General features: G+C 70.0%; 14 protein-coding genes. 10 read left to right on the forward strand and 4 right to left on the reverse strand.

The genetic code is table 11. The features are described from left to right. The first annotated feature begins 22 nt into the window (after positions 1 to 22). Positions 23 to 1,000, forward strand: a complete 978-nt coding sequence (locus ACLIME_RS02130) for a ribose-phosphate diphosphokinase (RefSeq protein WP_079705464.1) — start codon at positions 23 to 25, stop codon at positions 998 to 1,000. A 76-nt stretch (positions 1,001 to 1,076) separates the two neighbouring features. Here ACLIME_RS02130 and gndA read toward each other — a convergent pair whose 3' ends face one another. Beyond that, positions 1,077 to 2,537 carry an NADP-dependent phosphogluconate dehydrogenase gene (gene gndA / locus ACLIME_RS02135; RefSeq protein WP_079001993.1) on the reverse strand — a complete coding sequence of 487 codons (1,461 nt, stop codon included), beginning with the start codon at positions 2,535 to 2,537 and terminating at the stop codon, positions 1,077 to 1,079. A 266-nt stretch (positions 2,538 to 2,803) separates the two neighbouring features. Between gndA and ACLIME_RS02140 the strand changes: the two genes are divergently transcribed. From ACLIME_RS02140 to pth, 3 genes are all read left to right on the forward strand, one after another. Continuing rightward, entirely contained in the window at positions 2,804 to 3,307 is a 504-nt protein-coding gene (locus ACLIME_RS02140) for a gluconokinase (protein WP_229938709.1), read from the forward strand. Positions 3,308 to 3,481: 174 nt separating this feature from the next. Continuing rightward, positions 3,482 to 4,090 (forward strand): 50S ribosomal protein L25/general stress protein Ctc, encoded by a 609-nt coding sequence (locus ACLIME_RS02145; protein ID WP_079705465.1) that lies wholly within the window; start codon positions 3,482 to 3,484, stop codon positions 4,088 to 4,090. 128 nt (positions 4,091 to 4,218) lie between these two features. Then, complete coding sequence (gene pth, locus ACLIME_RS02150; RefSeq protein ID WP_411558095.1) at positions 4,219 to 4,800, forward strand: aminoacyl-tRNA hydrolase; 582 nt, start codon at positions 4,219 to 4,221, stop codon at positions 4,798 to 4,800. Positions 4,801 to 4,807: 7 nt separating this feature from the next. Here pth and ACLIME_RS02155 read toward each other — a convergent pair whose 3' ends face one another. The 3 genes from ACLIME_RS02155 to folP all read right to left on the reverse strand — a co-directional run bounded on the left by ACLIME_RS02155 (position 4,808) and on the right by folP (position 8,673). After that, positions 4,808 to 6,871, reverse strand: a complete 2,064-nt coding sequence (locus tag ACLIME_RS02155; protein ID WP_411558096.1) for a hypothetical protein — start codon at positions 6,869 to 6,871, stop codon at positions 4,808 to 4,810. Between the two features lie 94 nt (positions 6,872 to 6,965). Then, a complete protein-coding gene (locus ACLIME_RS02160) occupies positions 6,966 to 7,718 on the reverse strand; it encodes a pyrimidine reductase family protein (RefSeq protein WP_411558097.1) in 753 nt (250 codons plus the stop codon). Between the two features lie 22 nt (positions 7,719 to 7,740). After that, on the reverse strand, positions 7,741 to 8,673 hold the full coding sequence (gene folP / locus ACLIME_RS02165) for a dihydropteroate synthase (RefSeq protein WP_159878161.1): 933 nt from the start codon (positions 8,671 to 8,673) through the stop codon (positions 7,741 to 7,743). A 124-nt stretch (positions 8,674 to 8,797) separates the two neighbouring features. On the opposite strand from folP, the gene mfd reads away from it, so the two are divergent. The 6 genes from mfd (at position 8,798) to ACLIME_RS02195 (ending at position 18,130) form a co-directional block, all read left to right on the forward strand. After that, positions 8,798 to 12,409 carry a transcription-repair coupling factor gene (mfd, locus tag ACLIME_RS02170; RefSeq protein ID WP_411558098.1) on the forward strand — a complete coding sequence of 1,204 codons (3,612 nt, stop codon included), beginning with the start codon at positions 8,798 to 8,800 and terminating at the stop codon, positions 12,407 to 12,409. A gap of 86 nt (positions 12,410 to 12,495) precedes the next feature. Then, positions 12,496 to 13,440 (forward strand): alpha/beta fold hydrolase, encoded by a 945-nt coding sequence (locus ACLIME_RS02175; RefSeq protein ID WP_411558099.1) that lies wholly within the window; start codon positions 12,496 to 12,498, stop codon positions 13,438 to 13,440. A gap of 77 nt (positions 13,441 to 13,517) precedes the next feature. After that, the gene (locus tag ACLIME_RS02180; protein ID WP_411558100.1) at positions 13,518 to 14,969 is read left to right on the forward strand and encodes an aldehyde dehydrogenase family protein; all 1,452 of its coding nucleotides are present in this window, start codon (positions 13,518 to 13,520) and stop codon (positions 14,967 to 14,969) included. Beyond that, entirely contained in the window at positions 14,966 to 15,634 is a 669-nt protein-coding gene (locus tag ACLIME_RS02185; RefSeq protein WP_411558101.1) for a MazG family protein, read from the forward strand. Before ACLIME_RS02180 ends, ACLIME_RS02185 begins: the two co-directional genes overlap by 4 nt. A 60-nt stretch (positions 15,635 to 15,694) precedes the next feature. Continuing rightward, positions 15,695 to 17,002, forward strand: a complete 1,308-nt coding sequence (hisS, locus tag ACLIME_RS02190; RefSeq protein ID WP_411558102.1) for a histidine--tRNA ligase — start codon at positions 15,695 to 15,697, stop codon at positions 17,000 to 17,002. A 198-nt stretch (positions 17,003 to 17,200) separates the two neighbouring features. Then, the gene (locus ACLIME_RS02195) at positions 17,201 to 18,130 is read left to right on the forward strand and encodes an endonuclease/exonuclease/phosphatase family protein (protein ID WP_139382428.1); all 930 of its coding nucleotides are present in this window, start codon (positions 17,201 to 17,203) and stop codon (positions 18,128 to 18,130) included. Positions 18,131 to 18,154: the final 24 nt, after the last annotated feature.

Genomic DNA, 18,154 nt, shown 5'->3' on the forward strand with positions numbered 1-18,154 from the left:
ATTCCGGCAGAAGGCAGGGTCTGTGTCAGGCATCACGGCGGACAACAAGAAGCAGCTGGTTCTCGTCTCCGGACGAGCCCACCCGGAACTCGCCGAGGCGATCGCGGCGGAGCTCGACTCCGAGCTCCTCCCCACCGATGCCAGGACCTTCGCCAACGGCGAGATCTACGCCCGGTACGACGAGAGCATCCGCGGCACCGACGTCTTCGTCATCCAATCGCACACCGCTCCGATCAACGAGTGGCTCATGGAGCAGCTCATCATGGTCGACGCGGCCAAGCGGGCGAGCGCCAAGCGCATCACCGTGGTCGCCCCGTTCTACCCGTACGCGCGCCAGGACAAGAAGGGTCGCGGACGCGAGCCGATCTCGGCCCGCCTCGTCGCCGACCTCTTCAAGGCCGCCGGTGCCGACCGCATCATGTCGGTCGACCTCCACGCCGCGCAGATCCAGGGCTTCTTCGACGGTCCCGTCGACCACCTCTTCGCGATGCCGGTCCTCCTCGAGCACTTCCGTGCCAAGCTCGACGCGTCGACGCTGACGGTCGTCTCGCCCGACATGGGCCGCGTCCGTGTGGCCGACATCTGGAGCGACAAGCTCGGTGCGCCGCTCGCCATCATCCACAAGCGCCGCGACCCGCTGGTCCCCAACCAGGTCAGCGTCCACGAGATCGTCGGCCAGGTCGAGGGCCGGGTCTGCCTGCTCGTCGACGACCTGATCGACACCGGACGCACGATCGTCAAGGCGGCCGAGGCGCTCAAGAACGCCGGCGCCATCGGCGTCGTCGTCGCGGCCACCCACGCGGTGTTCTCCGACCCGGCGGTCGAGCTCCTGCAGAGCGACGCCATCGACTCCGTCGTCGTCACCGACACGCTGCCGGTCGACGAGGCCAAGCGTTTCGACAAGCTGACCGTCCTCTCGATCGCGCCGCTCATCGCCCGCGCGATCCACGAGGTCTTCGACGACGGCTCCGTGACGAGCATGTTCGACGGCGCCGCGTAATCCCGTCACCCTCCGCTGGTACGCAGAACGCCCGGTCCGAACTCGGACCGGGCGTTCTGCGTCTGCAGGACGTGGGCTAGTGGCTCGAGCCCGCCTGCTCGACCTCGCTGCGGTCGCCCGACCAGAGGGTGTGGAACGTGCCGTCGAGGTCGACGCGCTTGTAGGTGTGCGCGCCGAAGAAGTCGCGCTGGCCCTGGACGAGCGCTGCGGGCAGACGCTCGGCGCGGAGGCCGTCGTAGTACGACAGCGACGACGAGAACGCCGGCGAGGGGATGCCCGCCTGAGCGGCTGCGACGACCACGCGGCGCCAGCTGTCCTGCGCCTCAGCGACGGCGTCGCTGAAGTAGGGCGCCGTCACGAGGGCGACCAGCTCGGGGTTCTCCTCGTAGGCCTCGGTGATGCGGTTGAGGAACTGTGCACGGATGATGCAGCCGCCGCGCCAGATCTTCGCGATCTCGCCCTTCTTGATGTCCCAGCCGTATTGCTCGGCACCGGCGACGATCTCGTCGAAGCCCTGCGAGTAGGCGATGATCTTCGACGCGTAGAGCGCCTGGCGCACGTCCTCGACGAACTGGTCGGGGTCGGCGACGGTCCACTCCTCGGACGGGCCCGCGAGCTCGCGGGCCGCTGCGCGCTGCGCCGGCTTCGACGACAGCGAACGGGCGAACACGGCCTCCGCGATGCCCGACACCGGGATGCCGAGGTCGAGTGCCGTCTGCACGGTCCACGCGCCGGTGCCCTTGGCGCCGGCCTGGTCGAGGATGACGTCGACGAGCGGCTGCCCCGTCTTCGCGTCGACCTGCTTGAGGACCTCGGCGGTGATCTCGATCAGGTAGCTCTCGAGCGTGCCGCGGTTCCACTCGGCGAAGATCTCCGCGATCTCGGCCGGCGACTTGCCGGTGCCGCGACGGATGAGGTCGTAGGCCTCGGCGATGAGCTGCATGTCCGCGTACTCGATGCCGTTGTGGATCATCTTGACGAAGTGGCCGGCGCCGTCGGTGCCGACGTGGGTGACGCAGGGTTCGCCTTCGGCGATCGCAGCGATCGACTTGAGGATGGGGCCGAGGGTCTCCCACGCTTCGGCGGAGCCGCCCGGCATGATCGACGGTCCCTTGAGGGCGCCCTCCTCGCCGCCGGAGATACCGGCGCCGACGAAGTTGATGCCGGTCTCGCGGACGGCCTTCTCGCGGCGGATGGTGTCGGTGAAGAGTGCGTTGCCGCCGTCGACGATGATGTCGCCGGGCTCGAAGACCTCGGTGAGCTGCTGGATGACGGCGTCGGTGCCCTTACCCGCCTGCACCATGATGATCGCGGTACGTGGCTTCGAGAGCGACGCGGCGAACTCCTCGATGGTCTTCGACGCGACGAAGCCGGCCTCGGGGTGCTCGCTCACGAGCAGGTCGGTGCGTTCGGGGGAGCGGTTGTACACGGCGACCGTGTTGCCCTCGCGGCTCGCCAGGTTGCGTGCGAGGTTGCTGCCCATGACGGCCAGACCGACGACGCCGATGTTGGCGCGAGCTTCGGCGGTGTTCACCATGTGGTTCTCCTTCAGAGTGGGTGATGCGGGAAGCGTTCCGAGTGCTCAGGAGTCGACGGGGCGGCTGCAGGACAGCGGCGACACCCTCGTCGATCCGGGCACGGCCCGTCCTGCAACCGTAGCAAAGGGAGGTCTCGCTCCACCTCTCAATGACCCCGCGTGCAGGTGAGGTCCGAGCGGACCGTGCGGAGGTGTCCGGTATCGTGCTGTGCGGGTCGGGCGAGCCGGCCGCCCGGCCATCGGCCGGAGACCACAGGGGGTTCCGTGTGAATGCACCGCTCGTCGTCGTCATGGGCGTGTCCGGGTCCGGGAAGAGCACGACCGGAGTGCTGATCGCCGACCGGCTCGGGGTGCCCTTCGTCGACGCCGACGCCCTGCACCCGCTCGAGAACGTGCGGAAGATGGCCGCCGGAACGCCGCTCGAGGACCCCGACCGCTGGCCCTGGCTGGCCCTCGTGGGCAAAGCCCTCGCCGACGCCTCGGACACGGGCCTCGTGATGGCCTGCTCCGCACTCCGACGGGCCTACCGGGAGGCGATCCTCGCGGAGGCGCCAGGGGTGCGGTTCGTGCTCCTGCACGGCTCGCGCGAGGTGCTCGGACGCCGGATGGAGGGCAGGAGCGGTCACTTCATGCCGCCGTCGCTCCTCGACTCGCAGTTCGCACTCCTCGAAGACCTGGACGCCGACGAACCGGGCTTCGTGGTGGACGTCGACGCCACCGTCGACGAGATCGTGGACGAGGCGGTCGCGGGCCTCAGTGCGGTGCGATAGACTCTCCCACTGAACTTCGGCGAGGGAAGCGGCCCGTGGCAGCTTCCGTGATCGACGCGGTGGTCTGGCTTCCGGCTTTTCCTCACGCAGATACGCGTTCGAGTTGACTCATCCATTCCGCCGCGCATCGTCGCGGCACGACCAACCGGGTGCAAGACCCGTGAGGAGAACATCATGTCCGATGACCTGAAGGTCACCGCGGAACTCCGCGAATCGTTCGGCAAGGGCGCAGCCCGCAAGCTCCGTGCCCTCGGCAAGATCCCGGCCGTGCTCTACGGCCACGGCACCGAGCCCGTGCACGTCTCGCTGCCCGGCCACCAGATGCTGCTCATCCTCCGCAAGTCCAACGCGGTGCTCGAGCTCGACATCGCCGGCAAGGGCCAGCTCGCGCTGGTCAAGGACGTCCAGAAGGACCCCGTGCGCCAGATCATCGAGCACCTCGACCTCATCGTGGTCAAGAAGGGCGAGAAGGTCCAGGTCGACATCCCCGTGACCATCGAGGGCGAGTCCGCCGCCGGCACCATCCTCAACCAGGACGCCACCACGGTGAGCCTCGAGGTCGAGGCGACCCACATCCCCGAGCGCGTCACCGTCAGCGTCGAGGGCCTCGAAGAGGGCGCCCAGATCCTGGCCGGCGACCTCGAGCTCCCGAAGGGCGCTTCGCTCATCACCGAGGCCGACGTCCTCATCGTGGCGATCACCGTCCCGGCCGCTCCGGCGGACGAGGAGACGGAGGCCGCTGAGGCCGCCGCCGAGGAGACCGCAGCCGAGGCCGCGGAGTAGTCACCACTCCAGCAGACGAACCTGTCGCCCGCCCGCCCCGATAGTCTCGGTGCATGGCAGGCGGCAGGTTCGCTCGGTTTTTGGCCGGTCTCACCGGTCGAGCCGAGGCGTTCGATCAGGAAGGCAGCATGGCTGCAGACACGTGGCTCATCGTCGGGCTCGGGAACCCGGGCGAGCAGTATGCCCGCAACCGGCACAACGTCGGGCAGATGGTCCTCGACGAGCTCGCGAAGCGCATCGGCGGAACCTTCAAGACCCACAAGGGCAACGCGCGCGTGGCCGAGGGGCGGCTCGTGCCGGGCGGCCCGAAGCTCGTCCTCGGCAAGCCCAACAGCTACATGAACCTCTCCGGCGGCCCCACCGCAGCGCTCGCCCAGTTCTTCTCCGTCGATCCCGACCACGTCATCGCCGTCCACGACGAGCTCGACATCCCGTTCGACTCGATCAAGCTCAAGCAGGGCGGCGGGCACGGTGGGCACAACGGCATCCGCGACATCGCCTCAGCGCTGAAGACCCCAGAGTTCCCGCGCGTCCGCGTCGGTATCGGGAGGCCGCCGGGTCGTCAGGACGCCGCCGACTTCGTCCTCAAGGACTTCGCGGGAACCGAGCGGGAGCAGCTTCCCCTGCTGGTCTCCGACGCGGCCGATGCGGTCGAGCTCCTCGTGAACGAGGGCCTGCTGGCTGCACAGACCAGGTTCCACGGCGCCTGACGCCCGCTCAGCCGAGCGGTGAGCGGACGCGTCGGCGCTGGCGCGTGCCGGCGCCGACGAGCACCGCGCCCACCAGGAGCAGTCCGCTGATGAGCAGTGTGGTGGAGAGCGGGACCTCCGCTCCCGTCCGGACCAACGGCGCCTGCGGTTCGAGCGGCGCGACCCTCCACACGATGCCGAGCGAGGTGTGGAGCGCCCCCGTCGATACGCGGGGTGCGTCCGGGAGTGGCAGGCGACCGGTGTCGGCACGGTCCGACGCGCGCGAGTACCCGGTCAGGACCGCCTCGAACGCGTGGGCGAACGAGCCGTCGTCGAGCGCGGTCGGTGTCAGGACGAGCGGCTCGCTGCTGGTGCAGTTCGTCGAGGCACCAGGCTCGATGAACTCGCTGCTGCAGGTGAGGCGGGTGTCCGGCGTCTCCGCGAGGGTGATGTCGCCCAGCGCGTTCTCGCCGGTGTTGGTGACCGTCGCGATGACACGCAAGCGGTCACCGGGGTCGGTCGCGACGGTCTCGGCCTCGACCGGAACCCACGATCCGTCGGCACCCTGGATCTCGAGGCGGACGGTGCCCTCCACGGCCAGCGCGGGGACGATCACGCGGTAGGTGGTCTCGTCCGTGCTGCTGAGCCCCGCGGCGGTCTGCTCCACGCGCACGACCGCCTCGCCGGACTCGACGACCTCGGTGCTCGCGCAACTCCAGCGGCCGGCCGGGTCCACGGTGGTCTCACACCGGGTGTGGCCCTCGCCGTCGCGCACGGTGATGCCGGCGCCCGGCTCGCCCGTTCCGGCGGAGATCGGTCGTGAGGACTCGACGAGGGCGCCCGATGCCGGGCTCTCGATCGCGACCCGGTCGATGGCGGTCAGGGCCGGCTGTGAGCCGAGGTCGAGCCCACGGACGGCGTCTCCCGCCACGGTGACGGTCAGCACGCCGCGAGCGACCGGTGTTGCTTCGACCTCGACCGTGCAGGACTCCTCGCCCGCCGCGAGGTCGCCGGTGAACGCGATGTCGGCCCCGGACGCAGGAGCGGTCACCTCCGCCGAGCAGCTCGTGGTCACTCGCGGATCGGTGGCGACCGCGAGTCCACCGGGCAAGGCCGTCTGCACGGACCAACCGGCCTTCGCGGCGAGTTCCGGGGTGTTGCGCACGACGAAGCGGAGACGCATCGTGTCCCCGACGAAGGCGGTGTCCTGCGACAGCTCGACATCGAGGGTCGGGGTCACGTCGATGATGCTCAGATCGTCGAAGGCGTGGTCGTTGCCCGATCCGCCGCCGTGATCGTTGCGCATCACGACACCGATCGAACCGTCGTCCATGAGGATGGAGGAGTCCGCCGCGAAATGGCCGGCACGGACGGCGTATCCCGCAGCGGTGTGGTCGGAAGCACGGTCGTCGTTGCACGGGTCGATGGCGGCGTCCGAGACCGGCCGCTCAGCACCGTCCTCCGTCCGCAGGGACAATCGAAGCGCCGGGGAGATCGCATCGCCGCAGTTCGTGGCGGCCGCATTCACCGTGGCCGTGAGGAAGCGGCCGGTCCCGCCGGTCAGCGGGATCGACGTGGTGGTCTCGAGTTCGACGGCGTCGTCCGGGCCGCTCCGCTCCGTGTACGCCGCCACCGCCGAATTCGTCGCCGGGTCGGTTCCATTGACGAGACCGAGCACGCCTGCGAGGGCGCGGACCCGCGCATGGTTGCCGGGGAAACCGGAGCAGTCCGACGAGTCCTCCTCGACGTTCGCCGACGAGAGGATGAGGCCGTTGCAGGCGGAGCGGTCGGCCCAGAAGCCGTCAGACTCGAAGCGGGCACCGTCGGCGCCGACGTAGTCGCGGATGGAGGTGCCGCTCCCCGTGTCCGGCGCGCGTTCGAAGTCCTCGAGGAAGACCGGGGAATGTGCCGGTGCCGTCCCGGTGACGGCACTGACGGACCGGACCGGTGCGGACGGCATCGTCATCCTCGTCGCCGTCGCCGGCGACGAGGCGAGTGCGAGGTTGCCGGCTACGGCGACGACGACGGCGAGTGAGGCCGAACCGGCTCGAAAGCGGCGACCGGACGGATGGGTATGGAGCAGAGCGCGCACGCGGGATCCCAACGGTATGGCAGGGGGAGGATCACCACTGTATCAACCGCTGATGTTCTAGATTTCAGTCGAGTGTCGCGTGGCCTGCGACGGGTCAGGCGCGTACGTACCGCGAGATCAGCAGCTCGTCCGAGCGCAGGAGGTGCTGCAACCGCATCGGTCGCGGTGCTTCGGACGCGGGACCCGCGGAGACCCGGACACTCTCGCCGCCGACGAGCGACGGACTGATCGTCAGACAGAGTTCGTCGACGGCGTCAGCGGCGATGAACGAGCCGAAGAGTGCCGGACCACCCTCGCACAGGATCTGCCGCAGGCCGCGGTCGGAGAGTGCCTGGACGACACGCGCCGGTTCGACGTGTTCGTCGCCGCACGCCACCACGTCGGCGACCGCCTCGAGCGCCGCGCGCTTCGCGGGGTCGGCGTGGTCTGTCGTCACGACGAGCGGCCGGACCGGCGCCTGGGTGAAGACCTCCGAGCGGAGATCGAGGTCGAGCGAGCCCGACACGATCGCGAACACCGGGTGCAGGGGGAGGTCGTGGTCGTCGCGCCACGCCGCGGCGTCGACGTCGAGCCGCATGGCACCGTAGCCCTCGTCGCGCACGGTTCCGGCACCGACGAGCACGACGTCGGAGAGCCGACGCAGGATGTCGAACACGGTCTTGTCGGCCGGGCCGCCGAGCCCGCCGGAGACGCCGTCGACGGTCGCTCCACCGTCCAGGCTCGTCACGAAGTTCACGCGGACGGTCGTGGTGGAGCGGTCCTCGACGGTGTAGGCCGCCACGAGCTCCTCGACCGACAGCGGTCGGTCCTGCGCGGGGACCAGGCTCGTGATGCTGGGGATGCTCATGTGACTCCTCGAGGGTTCCGGATCAGACGTTGTGGACGGGCGCCACCGGGGCACGGAAGCCGAGGATCGCCTCGGTCATCCGCACGGCCGCGATCGACTCGGGCACGGCGTGCATCCGCACGATGCGGGCGCCGAGGAGGATGCACGCCGCAGCGGACACCAGGGACCCCTCGAGACGTTCCGACTTCGGGCGGTCGAGGGACTCGCCGATGAAGTCCTTGTTCGACACCGCGGCGAGCGTCGGCAGGCCGAGCGCGGCGATCTCGTCGAACCGGCGGGTGAGTTCGAGCGTCTGCACGGTGTTCTTGTTGAGATCGTGCCCGGGGTCCACGATGAGCCGTGACTCGGGGACGCCGTGGGAGAGTGCGAGGTCGACGCGGGCCGTCAGGAAGGCGGCGACCTCACCGGCGACGTCGTCGTAGTGGGGGCGGGGATGCGGCTGCCTCGGCCTGGCCAGACTGTGCGTGATGACGAGCGTGGCCTCGCTCGCGGCGACGACGTCCGCGAGAGCCGGGTCGTGGATCCCCGTGGTGTCGTTGATGACGGAGGCGCCTGCCGCGATGCAGGCCGCCGCCACCTCGGGGCGGAAGGTGTCGACGGAGATGACGACGTCGCTCCGTGCGGCGAGCGCCTCGACGACGGGGAGCACGCGGTCGATCTCCTCGGCGGTGGGGATCTCCGGCCCGGGGGCGAACTTGGCTCCGCCGATGTCGACCCAGTCGGCGCCCTGTTCTGCGGCGGTCACGGCGGCGTCGACGGCTCGGTCGAGCGAGAACGTCGCGCCCTGGTCGAAGAAGGAGTCCGGGGTGCGGTTGATGATCGCCATGACCGCGACCTGCTTCGAGAAGTCGAACGTCCGCGCTCCGATCCGGCGGATCGGTTGGCGGATCGGGGGGAGCGGGAAGCCGCCGGTCCGTTCGGGGTGTCGGTCTGACCGGGGCTCCGTGCTCGTCATGGGTCAATCATGACGCGTCCGGCGCGAGAGGATGCCGCGTGACGCGTCGTCCGCAGCCGATTGACAGCGGTGGCCGGTGGGCGATGGGGTCATGGGTGTCGGTGGCTCGGCGTAGGCTGTCCCGGTGACGCTTCAGGGTTTGACTCACGCGCTTCGGCGCGCCGCAACGATCGACGATGCCCTCGCGTACGCGGGCAAGAGCGCGGACTTCTCCGTGATCGACGGGCTGCGTGCACCGCTCCTCGCGGCGCTCATGGACGAGCGCGGTCGGCAGGGTGCCGCCCAGGCGGCCCTCGTCGTCACCGCGACCGGCCGCGACTCCGAGCGTCTCCGCTCAGCGCTCAGCGACCTCATGCCCGAGGCCGAGATCGTCGAGTTCCCGGCCTGGGAGACCCTGCCGCACGAGCGCCTCAGCCCGAGCGCCGAGATCGTCGGCCGACGCCTGGAGGCGCTGCGGCGGCTCGGCTCCTGGACGGGGGAGCGACCGTTCCTCCTCGTCGCGTCGGTGCGCGCCGCGCTGCAGCCCGTGGCCGACAACCTCACCGAGACCGCTCCGATCGAACTCGTCCAAGGCGGTCGCGGACACGACCTCGCCGCGATCGCGCTGCGACTCGTCGAACTCGCGTACACCCGGGTCGACATGGTGTCGCGGCGTGGTGAGTTCGCGTTGCGCGGGGGCATCCTCGACGTCTTCCCGCCGGTCGCCGACCACCCGTACCGGGTCGAGTTCTTCGGCGACGAGGTCGACGGCATCCGGGCGTTCTCGGTCGCCGACCAGCGTTCGCTGCCCGAGCCGGTCGACGCGATCCGCCTGCCGCCGTCCCGTGAGCTGCTCCTCAGCCCGGCCGTCCGGCAGCGCGCCGCGGAGATGCAGCACGAGTTCCCGAGCCTCACCGGGATCCTCGAGAAGATCGCGGAGGGCATCGCGGTGGAGGGCATGGAGTCGCTCTCCCCGGCCCTCGTCGACCGCCTCGTCCCGATCACCCATTACCTGCCGGATGGAGCGGCCATCGCCGTCGTCTCGCCGGAGCGCGTCGTCACGAGGTCGATCAGCCTCGCCGAGACGAACCGCGAGTTCCTCGCCGCCGCATGGAGCGCCGCGACCGTCGGTGCGAACGCGCCGATCGACCTCGCCTCCGGCGACTTCATCTCGCTGGGCGCCCTGAAGGAGTCCGTCACCTTCAGCGCTCCTGGCCAGCCGGCGCCCGACCACCCGTGGTGGACGTTCAGCGGCTTCCGCGCCGGCCCCGACGTCGAGACGCTCCCGGAGCACCTCGAACTCGACGAGCTCCTCACCGTCACGGTCGACGGCGACACCGTGCCGAGCTTCCACGGCAACGTCGAGGGCGCCATCGAACACGTCGCCGACCGCATCCGCGAGGGGTGGACGGTCATCGTCGCAGCCCGTGGGGTCGGTCTCGTCGAGCGCGCGGCGGACGTCCTCGCCGAGCACGAGATCGCGGCCCGCATGGTCGACGAGCTGCCGGCCGACCCGGAGCCCGGGGTCGCCTATCTGCTGCAGGCCGACGTCGAGGGCGGCTTCGAGCTGGAGACGTCGAAGCTCATGCTGCTCGGCGAGACCGAGTTCTACGGACGCACCGCCGGGTACGACTCTCGCCTGGTCAAGAAGCTCGCCACCCGACGCAAGAACGTCGTCGACCCGATGCAGCTCCGGTCCGGCGACTTCGTCGTGCACCAGACCCACGGCATCGGCAAGTTCGTCGAGATGACCCAGCGCGAGGTCTCGAGCGGTGGACGCAACCCGGTGAAGAGCACCCGCGAGTACCTCGTACTCGAGTACGCACCCTCCAAGCGCGGCTACCCGGGCGACAAGCTGCTCGTCCCGACGGACCAGCTCGACCTCCTCACCCGCTACGTGGGCGGCGAGGCTCCGCAGCTCAGCAAGATGGGCGGCAGCGACTGGTCGCAGGCGAAGAGCAAGGCGCGCAAGGCCGTCCGCGACATCGCCGTCGAGCTGGTCAAGCTCTATTCGGCGCGCATGGCGTCGAAGGGGCACGCCTTCGGTCCAGACACCCCGTGGCAGCGCGAGCTCGAGGAGGCGTTCCCGTTCGCGGAGACCCCCGACCAGCTGCAGACCATCGACGAGGTCAAGGCCGACATGGAGCGGGAGATCCCGATGGACCGCCTCCTCTCCGGCGACGTGGGGTTCGGGAAGACCGAGGTCGCCGTCCGTGCCGCGTTCAAGGCCGTCCAGGACGGCAAGCAGGTCGCGATGCTCGTGCCGACCACCCTGCTCGTCAAGCAGCATTTCGAGACCTTCCAGGAGCGGTTCGCCGGGTTCCCCGTGCACCTGCGGCCGCTCAGCCGGTTCCAGTCCGACAAGGAGGCGCGGGAGGCGCTCGCCGGACTCGCCGACGGCACGGTCGACGTCATCATCGGGACGCACCGTCTGCTGACCGACAAGGTGCAGTTCAAGGACCTCGGCCTCGTCATCATCGATGAGGAGCAGCGGTTCGGTGTCGAGCACAAGGACGCCCTCAAGAAGCTGAAGACGAACGTCGACATCCTGGCGATGAGCGCGACCCCGATCCCGCGCACGCTCGAGATGGCGGTCACCGGCATCCGGGAGATGTCCACGCTTGCGACCCCACCGGAGGACCGCCACCCGATCCTGTCCTTCGTCGGTCCGTACAACGGCAAGCAGGTCGGTGCGGCGATCCGGCGCGAGCTCCTGCGCGAGGGCCAGATCTTCTTCGTGCACAACCGGGTCTCGTCCATCAGCCGCGTCGCGGCGGACCTCGCGGAGCTCGTCCCCGAGGCGCGCATCGCCATCGCCCACGGGCAGCTCGGCGAGGCCGCGCTCGAACAGGTCGTGGTCGACTTCTGGGAGCGCCGTTTCGACGTCCTCGTCTGCACGACGATCATCGAGACCGGCCTCGACATCTCGAACGCGAACACGATCATCATCGACCGCGCCGACAAGTACGGCCTGAGCCAGCTGCACCAGCTGCGGGGTCGTGTCGGTCGCGGCCGCGAGCGCGCCTACGCGTACTTCCTGTACGACGAGCACAAGCCGCTCTCCGAGACCGCCCACGACCGGCTCTCGACCATCGCGGCGAACAACGAGCTCGGCAGCGGCATGCAGGTCGCCCTGAAGGACCTCGAGATCCGTGGCGCCGGCAACATGCTCGGGGGCGAGCAGGCCGGCCACATCGCGGGCGTCGGCTTCGACCTCTATCTCCGCATGATCGGCGAGGCCGTGTCCACCTTCCGTGGCGACGTCGCCGAAGGGCAGACCGAGCTGCGGCTCGAACTGCCCGTCGACGCACACATCCCCGAGGAGTACGTCGACAGCGAGCGGCTGCGGCTGGAGGCCTACCAGAAGCTGTCGGCCGCGTCCGGACCTGCGGCCAAGGACGGCCAGATCGACCTCGTGATCGACGAACTCACCGACCGATACGGCGAGCCGCCGGCGCAGGTGAGCACGCTCATCGCCGTGTCGCGGCTCCGTCAGCGTGCGCAGCGCTCGGGACTCAGCGACCTCATCGCCGTCGGACCGAACCTGCGGGTCACGCCCGCCGACCTCCCCGACTCCATCCAGACGCGGCTGCGACGCATGTATCCCGGCGCGAAGTACCTGGCCCAGACGAACACCGTCATCGTGCCGTTGCCGCGCGTCGGCGACGAACCGCTGGCCGACACCGACCTCATCGCCTGGGTGCAGCAGTTCCTGAACGCGATCTACCCGCTGCCGGAGGGCTCGACGTCGTTCTAGCGGGCAGCCGCAGATGGGCCCGCGGGACGACAGCGTCGGTACCCGCGACCGATCCGACGGTCGTCGTCCATCCCTAGCGTGGAGGGATGAAGAAGTTCCTCCGCATCGTCCTCACCGGGGTCGTGGCGCTCGTCGCGCTCGTGCTCGCCGGGCTCCTCACGACCACCATCGTCAACACCGCCGCATCGGCTGCTGAAGCCACGCGCATCGAGGAGTACGGGCAGCGGGTCGAGGTCGACGGCAAACGCATGAACGTGTCGGTGACGGGGGAGGGAGACCAGACGATCGTCCTCCTGCCAGGCTTCGGTACCGGTTCGCCCGTGCTCGACTTCTCGCCGCTCGTCGGGGAGCTCTCGTCGTCGTACCGGGTGGTCGTGGTCGAGCCCTTCGGATACGGGCTGAGCGACCAGACCGACGTGCCGCGAACGACCGAGAACATCGTCTCTGAGATCCACGAGGCGGTCGCCGGGCTCGGCATCGACCGGTACGTGTTGATGGGGCACTCCATCGCGGGGATCTATGCGCTGGACTACGTCGAGCGGTTCCGCGACGAGGTGACGGCGTTCGTCGGCATCGACAGCAGCGTGCCCGATCAGCCGGGCATGGACGCCGCGCTTCCGGTCGACGCCCTGCGTGCGGCGAAGGCACTCGGCATCACCCGGGTCGTCACGGCGCTGTCGGGCGACCCGTACTCGGATCCGCCGTACGACCAGCACACGCGTGAGCAGCTCGGGATGATCTCGCTGCGCAACACCTCGAGTGCGACGTCCTCGGACGAGATGTCGCGCATCGCGGCGAACTTCCGAGCGGCGAAGGGGAAGACCTTCCCGGCAGACCTCCCGGTGCTGCTCTTCGCCCAGCGCGACAACCCGACGGTGGCGGGGTGGCTGCCGCTCCATGAGGAGCAGGCTGCGAGCGTCGACCGTGGAGAGGTCGTGCCGCTCGACGCCGACCACTACCTGCACCACACGAAGTCCCGCGAGATCGCGGCGGACGTCGACCGCTTCCTCGCGACTCCAGGCGTCGGGTAGCCGGTCGCCGGGTCAGGCCGTCGGTCTGCGGACGGACGTATGCTGGTGCCCACGATCCCGTCGAGTCGGAGGAACCCATGGCGACCAGCATCCGGACGAAGCAGGAGCCGAAGGTGGTCGCGGCCGGCACCGTGGCCCGGCTCCGACAGACCTTCGACCGCGGCACCACGAAGCCCGTGGCCTGGCGGCTCCGCCAACTCCGTGCGCTGAAGCAACTGCTCCTCGAACGCGGTGGCGAGCTCGAGCGGGCGCTGGCGACCGACCTGGGCAAGAGCGGCACCGAGGCGCAGATCACCGAGATCGGCCTCCTCGTCGGCGAGATCGATCACACGCTGAAGCACCTGAAGCGCTGGGTACGGCCCCGACGGGTCGCGGTGCCGCTCACCCTCGCCCCGGCGTCTGCATCGGTCGTGGCGGAACCCGTCGGCGTGGTCCTCGTCATCGGCCCGTGGAACTATCCGGTCCAGCTCTGCATCGGTCCCGTCATCGGGGCGCTCGCCGCGGGTGACGCCGTCCTGCTGAAGCCCAGCGAGCTCGCCCCCGCCACGAGCGCCGCACTCGCTCGTCTCCTCCCGGAGTACCTCGACGACCGTGCCGTCGCGGTGGTCGAGGGCGATGCGGAGGTCGCCACCGCCCTCCTCGCCGAGCGGTTCGACCACATCTTCTACACGGGTGGAGCCGCCGTGGGCAAGGTCGTCGCCCGTGCCGCGGCGGAGCATCTGACCCCGATCACCCTGGAACTCGGCGGGAAGTCGCCGGTGTACGTCGACGACACCGTGGACCTCGCGGACGCGGCCCGCCGGATCGTCTGGGGCAAGCTCATGAACGCCGGCCAGACCTGTGTCGCCCCCGACTACCTGCTCGCGACGCGCTCGGTCGCCGATCGACTCGTCCCGTACCTGCGCGACGCGATCGCAGCCCTCTACGGCCCGGACCCCGCCGACAGTGCCGACTACGGCCGCATCATCTCCGACAGGCACTTCGCCCGGGTCAGTGGTCTACTCGACGGTCTCGAACCGGCCCTCGGCGGCGGGGTCGACGCCTCGGAGCGGTACATCGCCCCGACGGTCGTGAACGGCGTCGACGCTTCGGCGTCGATCATGCAGGAGGAGATCTTCGGTCCGATCCTGCCGATCCTCCACGTGTCCGGGCTCGAACAGGCCATCGCGCACATCCGGGCAGGGGAGAAGCCGCTCGCGCTCTACGTCTTCAGCGACGATCGCGCCACGCGGAAGCGGTTCACGCGCGACACCTCCTCGGGCGCATTGGCGTTCGGCGTGCCGGCCGCGCACCTCCTCGTGCCGGGTCTGCCGTTCGGGGGCGTCGGGGCGAGCGGGATGGGCGCGTATCACGGCCGCCATTCCTTCGACACGTTCAGTCACGCGAAAGCGGTGTTCTCCAAGCCACTGTCCCCGGACACGCTGTCGCTCGTCTACCCGCCCTTCACCGAAGCGCGGGACCGGATCGCGCGACTGATCTCGAGGACCGGCAGCACCGACGACCGCCGCCCGTGGGGAGCCCGTCGGTGAGCGGCGAGCCCGTCGGCGACACCTCCACTGAGCGCCTCGTCGACGCCATGCGACAGATCCGCGACCGCTGCGTCTGGACGCAGGGCATCGACCACGACATGCTCGTGCCGTACCTCATCGAGGAGAGCTACGAGCTCGTCGAAGCGGTCGAGGCCGGGACGCGCGACGAACTCGTCGAGGAACTCGGCGACGTGCTGTGGCAGGTCGTCTTCCATGCGGAGATCGCGTCCCGTGACGCCGATGCACCGTTCGACTTCGACGACGTCGCCGAGGCCGTCACCCGCAAGATGGTCCACCGTCACCCACACGTGTTCGGCGACGAAGCAGCGCCGACCCCGGAGGACGTGGTGCGCGTGTGGAACGCTGCGAAGGCCGAGGAGAAGGCGAAGCGCAGCAGCGCGCTCGAGGGGATCCCGCAGGGGATGCCGTCGCTCGCCCTCGCCGACAAGGTGCTGGGCAGGGCCGTGCCGCTCGGGGTGGGCCCGACGGTCGACGCCGATGTCGTGGACGACGAGGACGCCCTGGGGGAGCAGCTCCTCGCCGTCGTTGCCGCAGCACGGGCGAACGGGCTCGACGCGGAACGGGCGCTCCGGGGTGCCGTCCGTCGGTTGAGCGCGCGAGTGCAGGACGCCGAGCGTCCGGTGGCGTCCCCGACGGACGGCTGAGCGAGGGGTCGCCAGGCGTCGGCTCGCGGAGCCGGTTCGCCGCCATGCCAGAATTGAGGCATGGCAGCTCCAGTGAACCCGCCGCGCGGCATGCGCGATTTCCTCCCCGCCGACAAGGCCCGTCGGGAGCACGCGCTGGGCACCATCCGTCGGGTCTTCACCGCACACGGCTTCGACGAGATCGAGACGCCCGTGGTGGAGGAGTACGACCGGCTGCACTCCGGGCTCGGCGGCGACAACGAGAAGATGGCGTTCAACATCCTCCGGCGCAAGCTCACTCCGGAGGCCATCGTGGCCGCGGCGGACAACCAGACCGAACTCACCGACCTCGGCCTGCGCTTCGACCTCACCGTGCCGCTCGCCCGGTTCTACGCGACGCACCGGGCCGAGCTCCCGCCGGTGTTCCGCTCGATCCAGATCGCTCCGGTGTGGCGCGGCGAACGGCCGCAGCAGGGCCGGTACCGCCAGTTCGTGCAGTGCGACATCGACATCATCGGAGAGTCCTCGAACCTCGCCGAGACCGAGCTCATCATCGCGACCCTCGGGGCCCTCGCGGAGCTCGGCATCACCGGCTGCAGCGTGCGGATCAACGACCGCCGACTCCTCATCGGCATGCTCGAGTCGCTGGGCTTCCCCGCCGACGAGCACGCGCAGGTGCTCATCACGATCGACAAGCTCGACAAGATCGGTCAGCAGGGGGTGGTCGCCGAACTGCGCGACCGTGGCGTCAACGCCACCGCCGTCGACGCACTCGAGGCCTTCTTCTCCCGTCCGCAGACGATGGAGTTCAACACCTTCGGCGAGCGGGCGATCCGCAAGGCGCTGCCGCTCGGTGCGGACGACGCCGTCGTCGCGGAGCTCGACGCACTCGGGAAGGCCGTCGCCGCGGCCACCTCCCTCCAGGGCCAGCCGGCCGACCCCTTCGCGAACCCGCTCGTGTTCGACCCCTTCCTGGTGCGGGGCATGGGGTACTACACCGGCGCCATCTTCGAGATCGCGCACCCCGACCTCGGGTACTCGCTCGGCGGCGGCGGTCGCTACGACGGCATGATCGGGCGTTTCCTCGGCCAGGACGTGCCGGCGGTCGGGTTCTCGATCGGCTTCGAGCGCATCGTCGACCTCATCGAGCTCCCCGCGGGCGCGGCCGCGGATGCCGTCGTGCTCGTGCACGACCGCGACGTGCCTCCCGTGACGCTCGTGGCGTTGAAGGCCAAGCTCGTCGCCCAGGGGCGTCGGGTGCGCCTCGAAGCCCGCGTGAAGAACCTCAAGGCCCTCCTCGACCGCGTGTCGGCAGCCGGCTTCGGCGCCTTCGCGTTCGTCTCGGCCGACTCGACCCTCGAGTCGCTCGAGTTCAAAGCGCTCGACTGACGATTCCCGCTCCTCGGCGCGCTTCCGAGCCGCTGCCCAGCTCGTCGGTGCAGGATGGAGCATTCGGCCGGATCCCCTCCCACGAGCGATCCGTCCGTTCTGCCCCCGATCGAAGAACTGGTTCCCCCGATGAGCGTCATGGCCCCTGCAGCGCGCCCTCGGCGCGCGCCGGAGTCGACCGGTCCCACGCGCCGCCGGGTGAGCCTCGCACGGCGCCGGGCGACCACGCTCGCGCTGGCCGTCGGTGTCCCGCTCGCCCTGCTGACGGCCGCTCACGCCCTCGTCCCCGACATCCTCGGCCTCGGACTCGTCTGGGACAACGCCCTGCCGTGGACGTGGGTCGTGCTGCCGGTGCTCTTCCTCGTCCTCCTCGTCGCCCGCACGCCGGGCGCCGTCATCGGTCTCCTCGCGCCGACGCTCGTCTGGGCCTTCCTGTTCGGCCCCGGCGTCGTCCCCATGGGTGACGCACGCTCGGCGGTCCCTGCCGAAGCCTCCCTCACGGTCGCCAGCCAGAACCTCGGGCCGGAGGGCGACCCCGCGGTCATCGCGGCTTCCCTCCAGGCCAGTGGGGCGGATCTCATCGCGCTCCAGGAGATCGAGGACCACGACCGCGAACCGCTCGCCGCGACGCTCGACGAGCAGTACCCGTACTCCGTGCTCACGGGGACGGTGGGTCTCTGGAGCCGCTATCCGATCGCCGACTCGGTCGGATTGAAGCTCGGCCTCGACTGGTACCGGGCGATCAACGCCGTCGTCGACACCCCGTCCGGAGCCGTGAGCGTCTACGTGATCCACGCCGACTCCGCGCGTCCGGGTGCCCACGCCGAGCGGGACGTGATGCTCGCGGAGTTGGCCGACACCGTCGCGGCGAACACCCGTGATCGGATCGTCGTCATGGGTGACTTCAACGCCTCCGCCTCCGACCGGGCGCTCGCCGCACTCCAGAGCGAGGTGTCGGAGCCCAACCAGAGCGAGGGCGGCTTCGGACTCACCTGGCCGGCCGGGACACCGCTCATGCGACTCGACCACGTCTTCGTCCGCGGCATGACCGCGACCCACAACGCCGTCGGCGCCGCCGAGGGCAGCGACCACCACGGCATCGTGTCGAGCTTCCGGCTCGACCGCTGACCGCGCGCCTCGGGCGACGATCCG

The organism is Plantibacter sp. MPB07, from assembly GCF_046619465.1.
GTDB classification, from domain to species: domain Bacteria; phylum Actinomycetota; class Actinomycetes; order Actinomycetales; family Microbacteriaceae; genus Plantibacter; species Plantibacter auratus.

Coding starts and splice junctions, on each gene's coding strand:
- gndA (WP_079001993.1), bottom strand. CDS start 2,537: ATGGTGAACACCGCCGAAGCTCGCGCCAACATCGGCGTCGTCGGTCTG.
- ACLIME_RS02145 (WP_079705465.1), top strand. CDS start 3,482: ATGTCCGATGACCTGAAGGTCACCGCGGAACTCCGCGAATCGTTCGGC.
- pth (WP_411558095.1), top strand. CDS start 4,219: ATGGCTGCAGACACGTGGCTCATCGTCGGGCTCGGGAACCCGGGCGAG.
- ACLIME_RS02160 (WP_411558097.1), bottom strand. CDS start 7,718: ATGAGCATCCCCAGCATCACGAGCCTGGTCCCCGCGCAGGACCGACCG.
- folP (WP_159878161.1), bottom strand. CDS start 8,673: ATGACGAGCACGGAGCCCCGGTCAGACCGACACCCCGAACGGACCGGC.
- ACLIME_RS02175 (WP_411558099.1), top strand. CDS start 12,496: ATGAAGAAGTTCCTCCGCATCGTCCTCACCGGGGTCGTGGCGCTCGTC.
- ACLIME_RS02180 (WP_411558100.1), top strand. CDS start 13,518: ATGGCGACCAGCATCCGGACGAAGCAGGAGCCGAAGGTGGTCGCGGCC.
- hisS (WP_411558102.1), top strand. CDS start 15,695: ATGGCAGCTCCAGTGAACCCGCCGCGCGGCATGCGCGATTTCCTCCCC.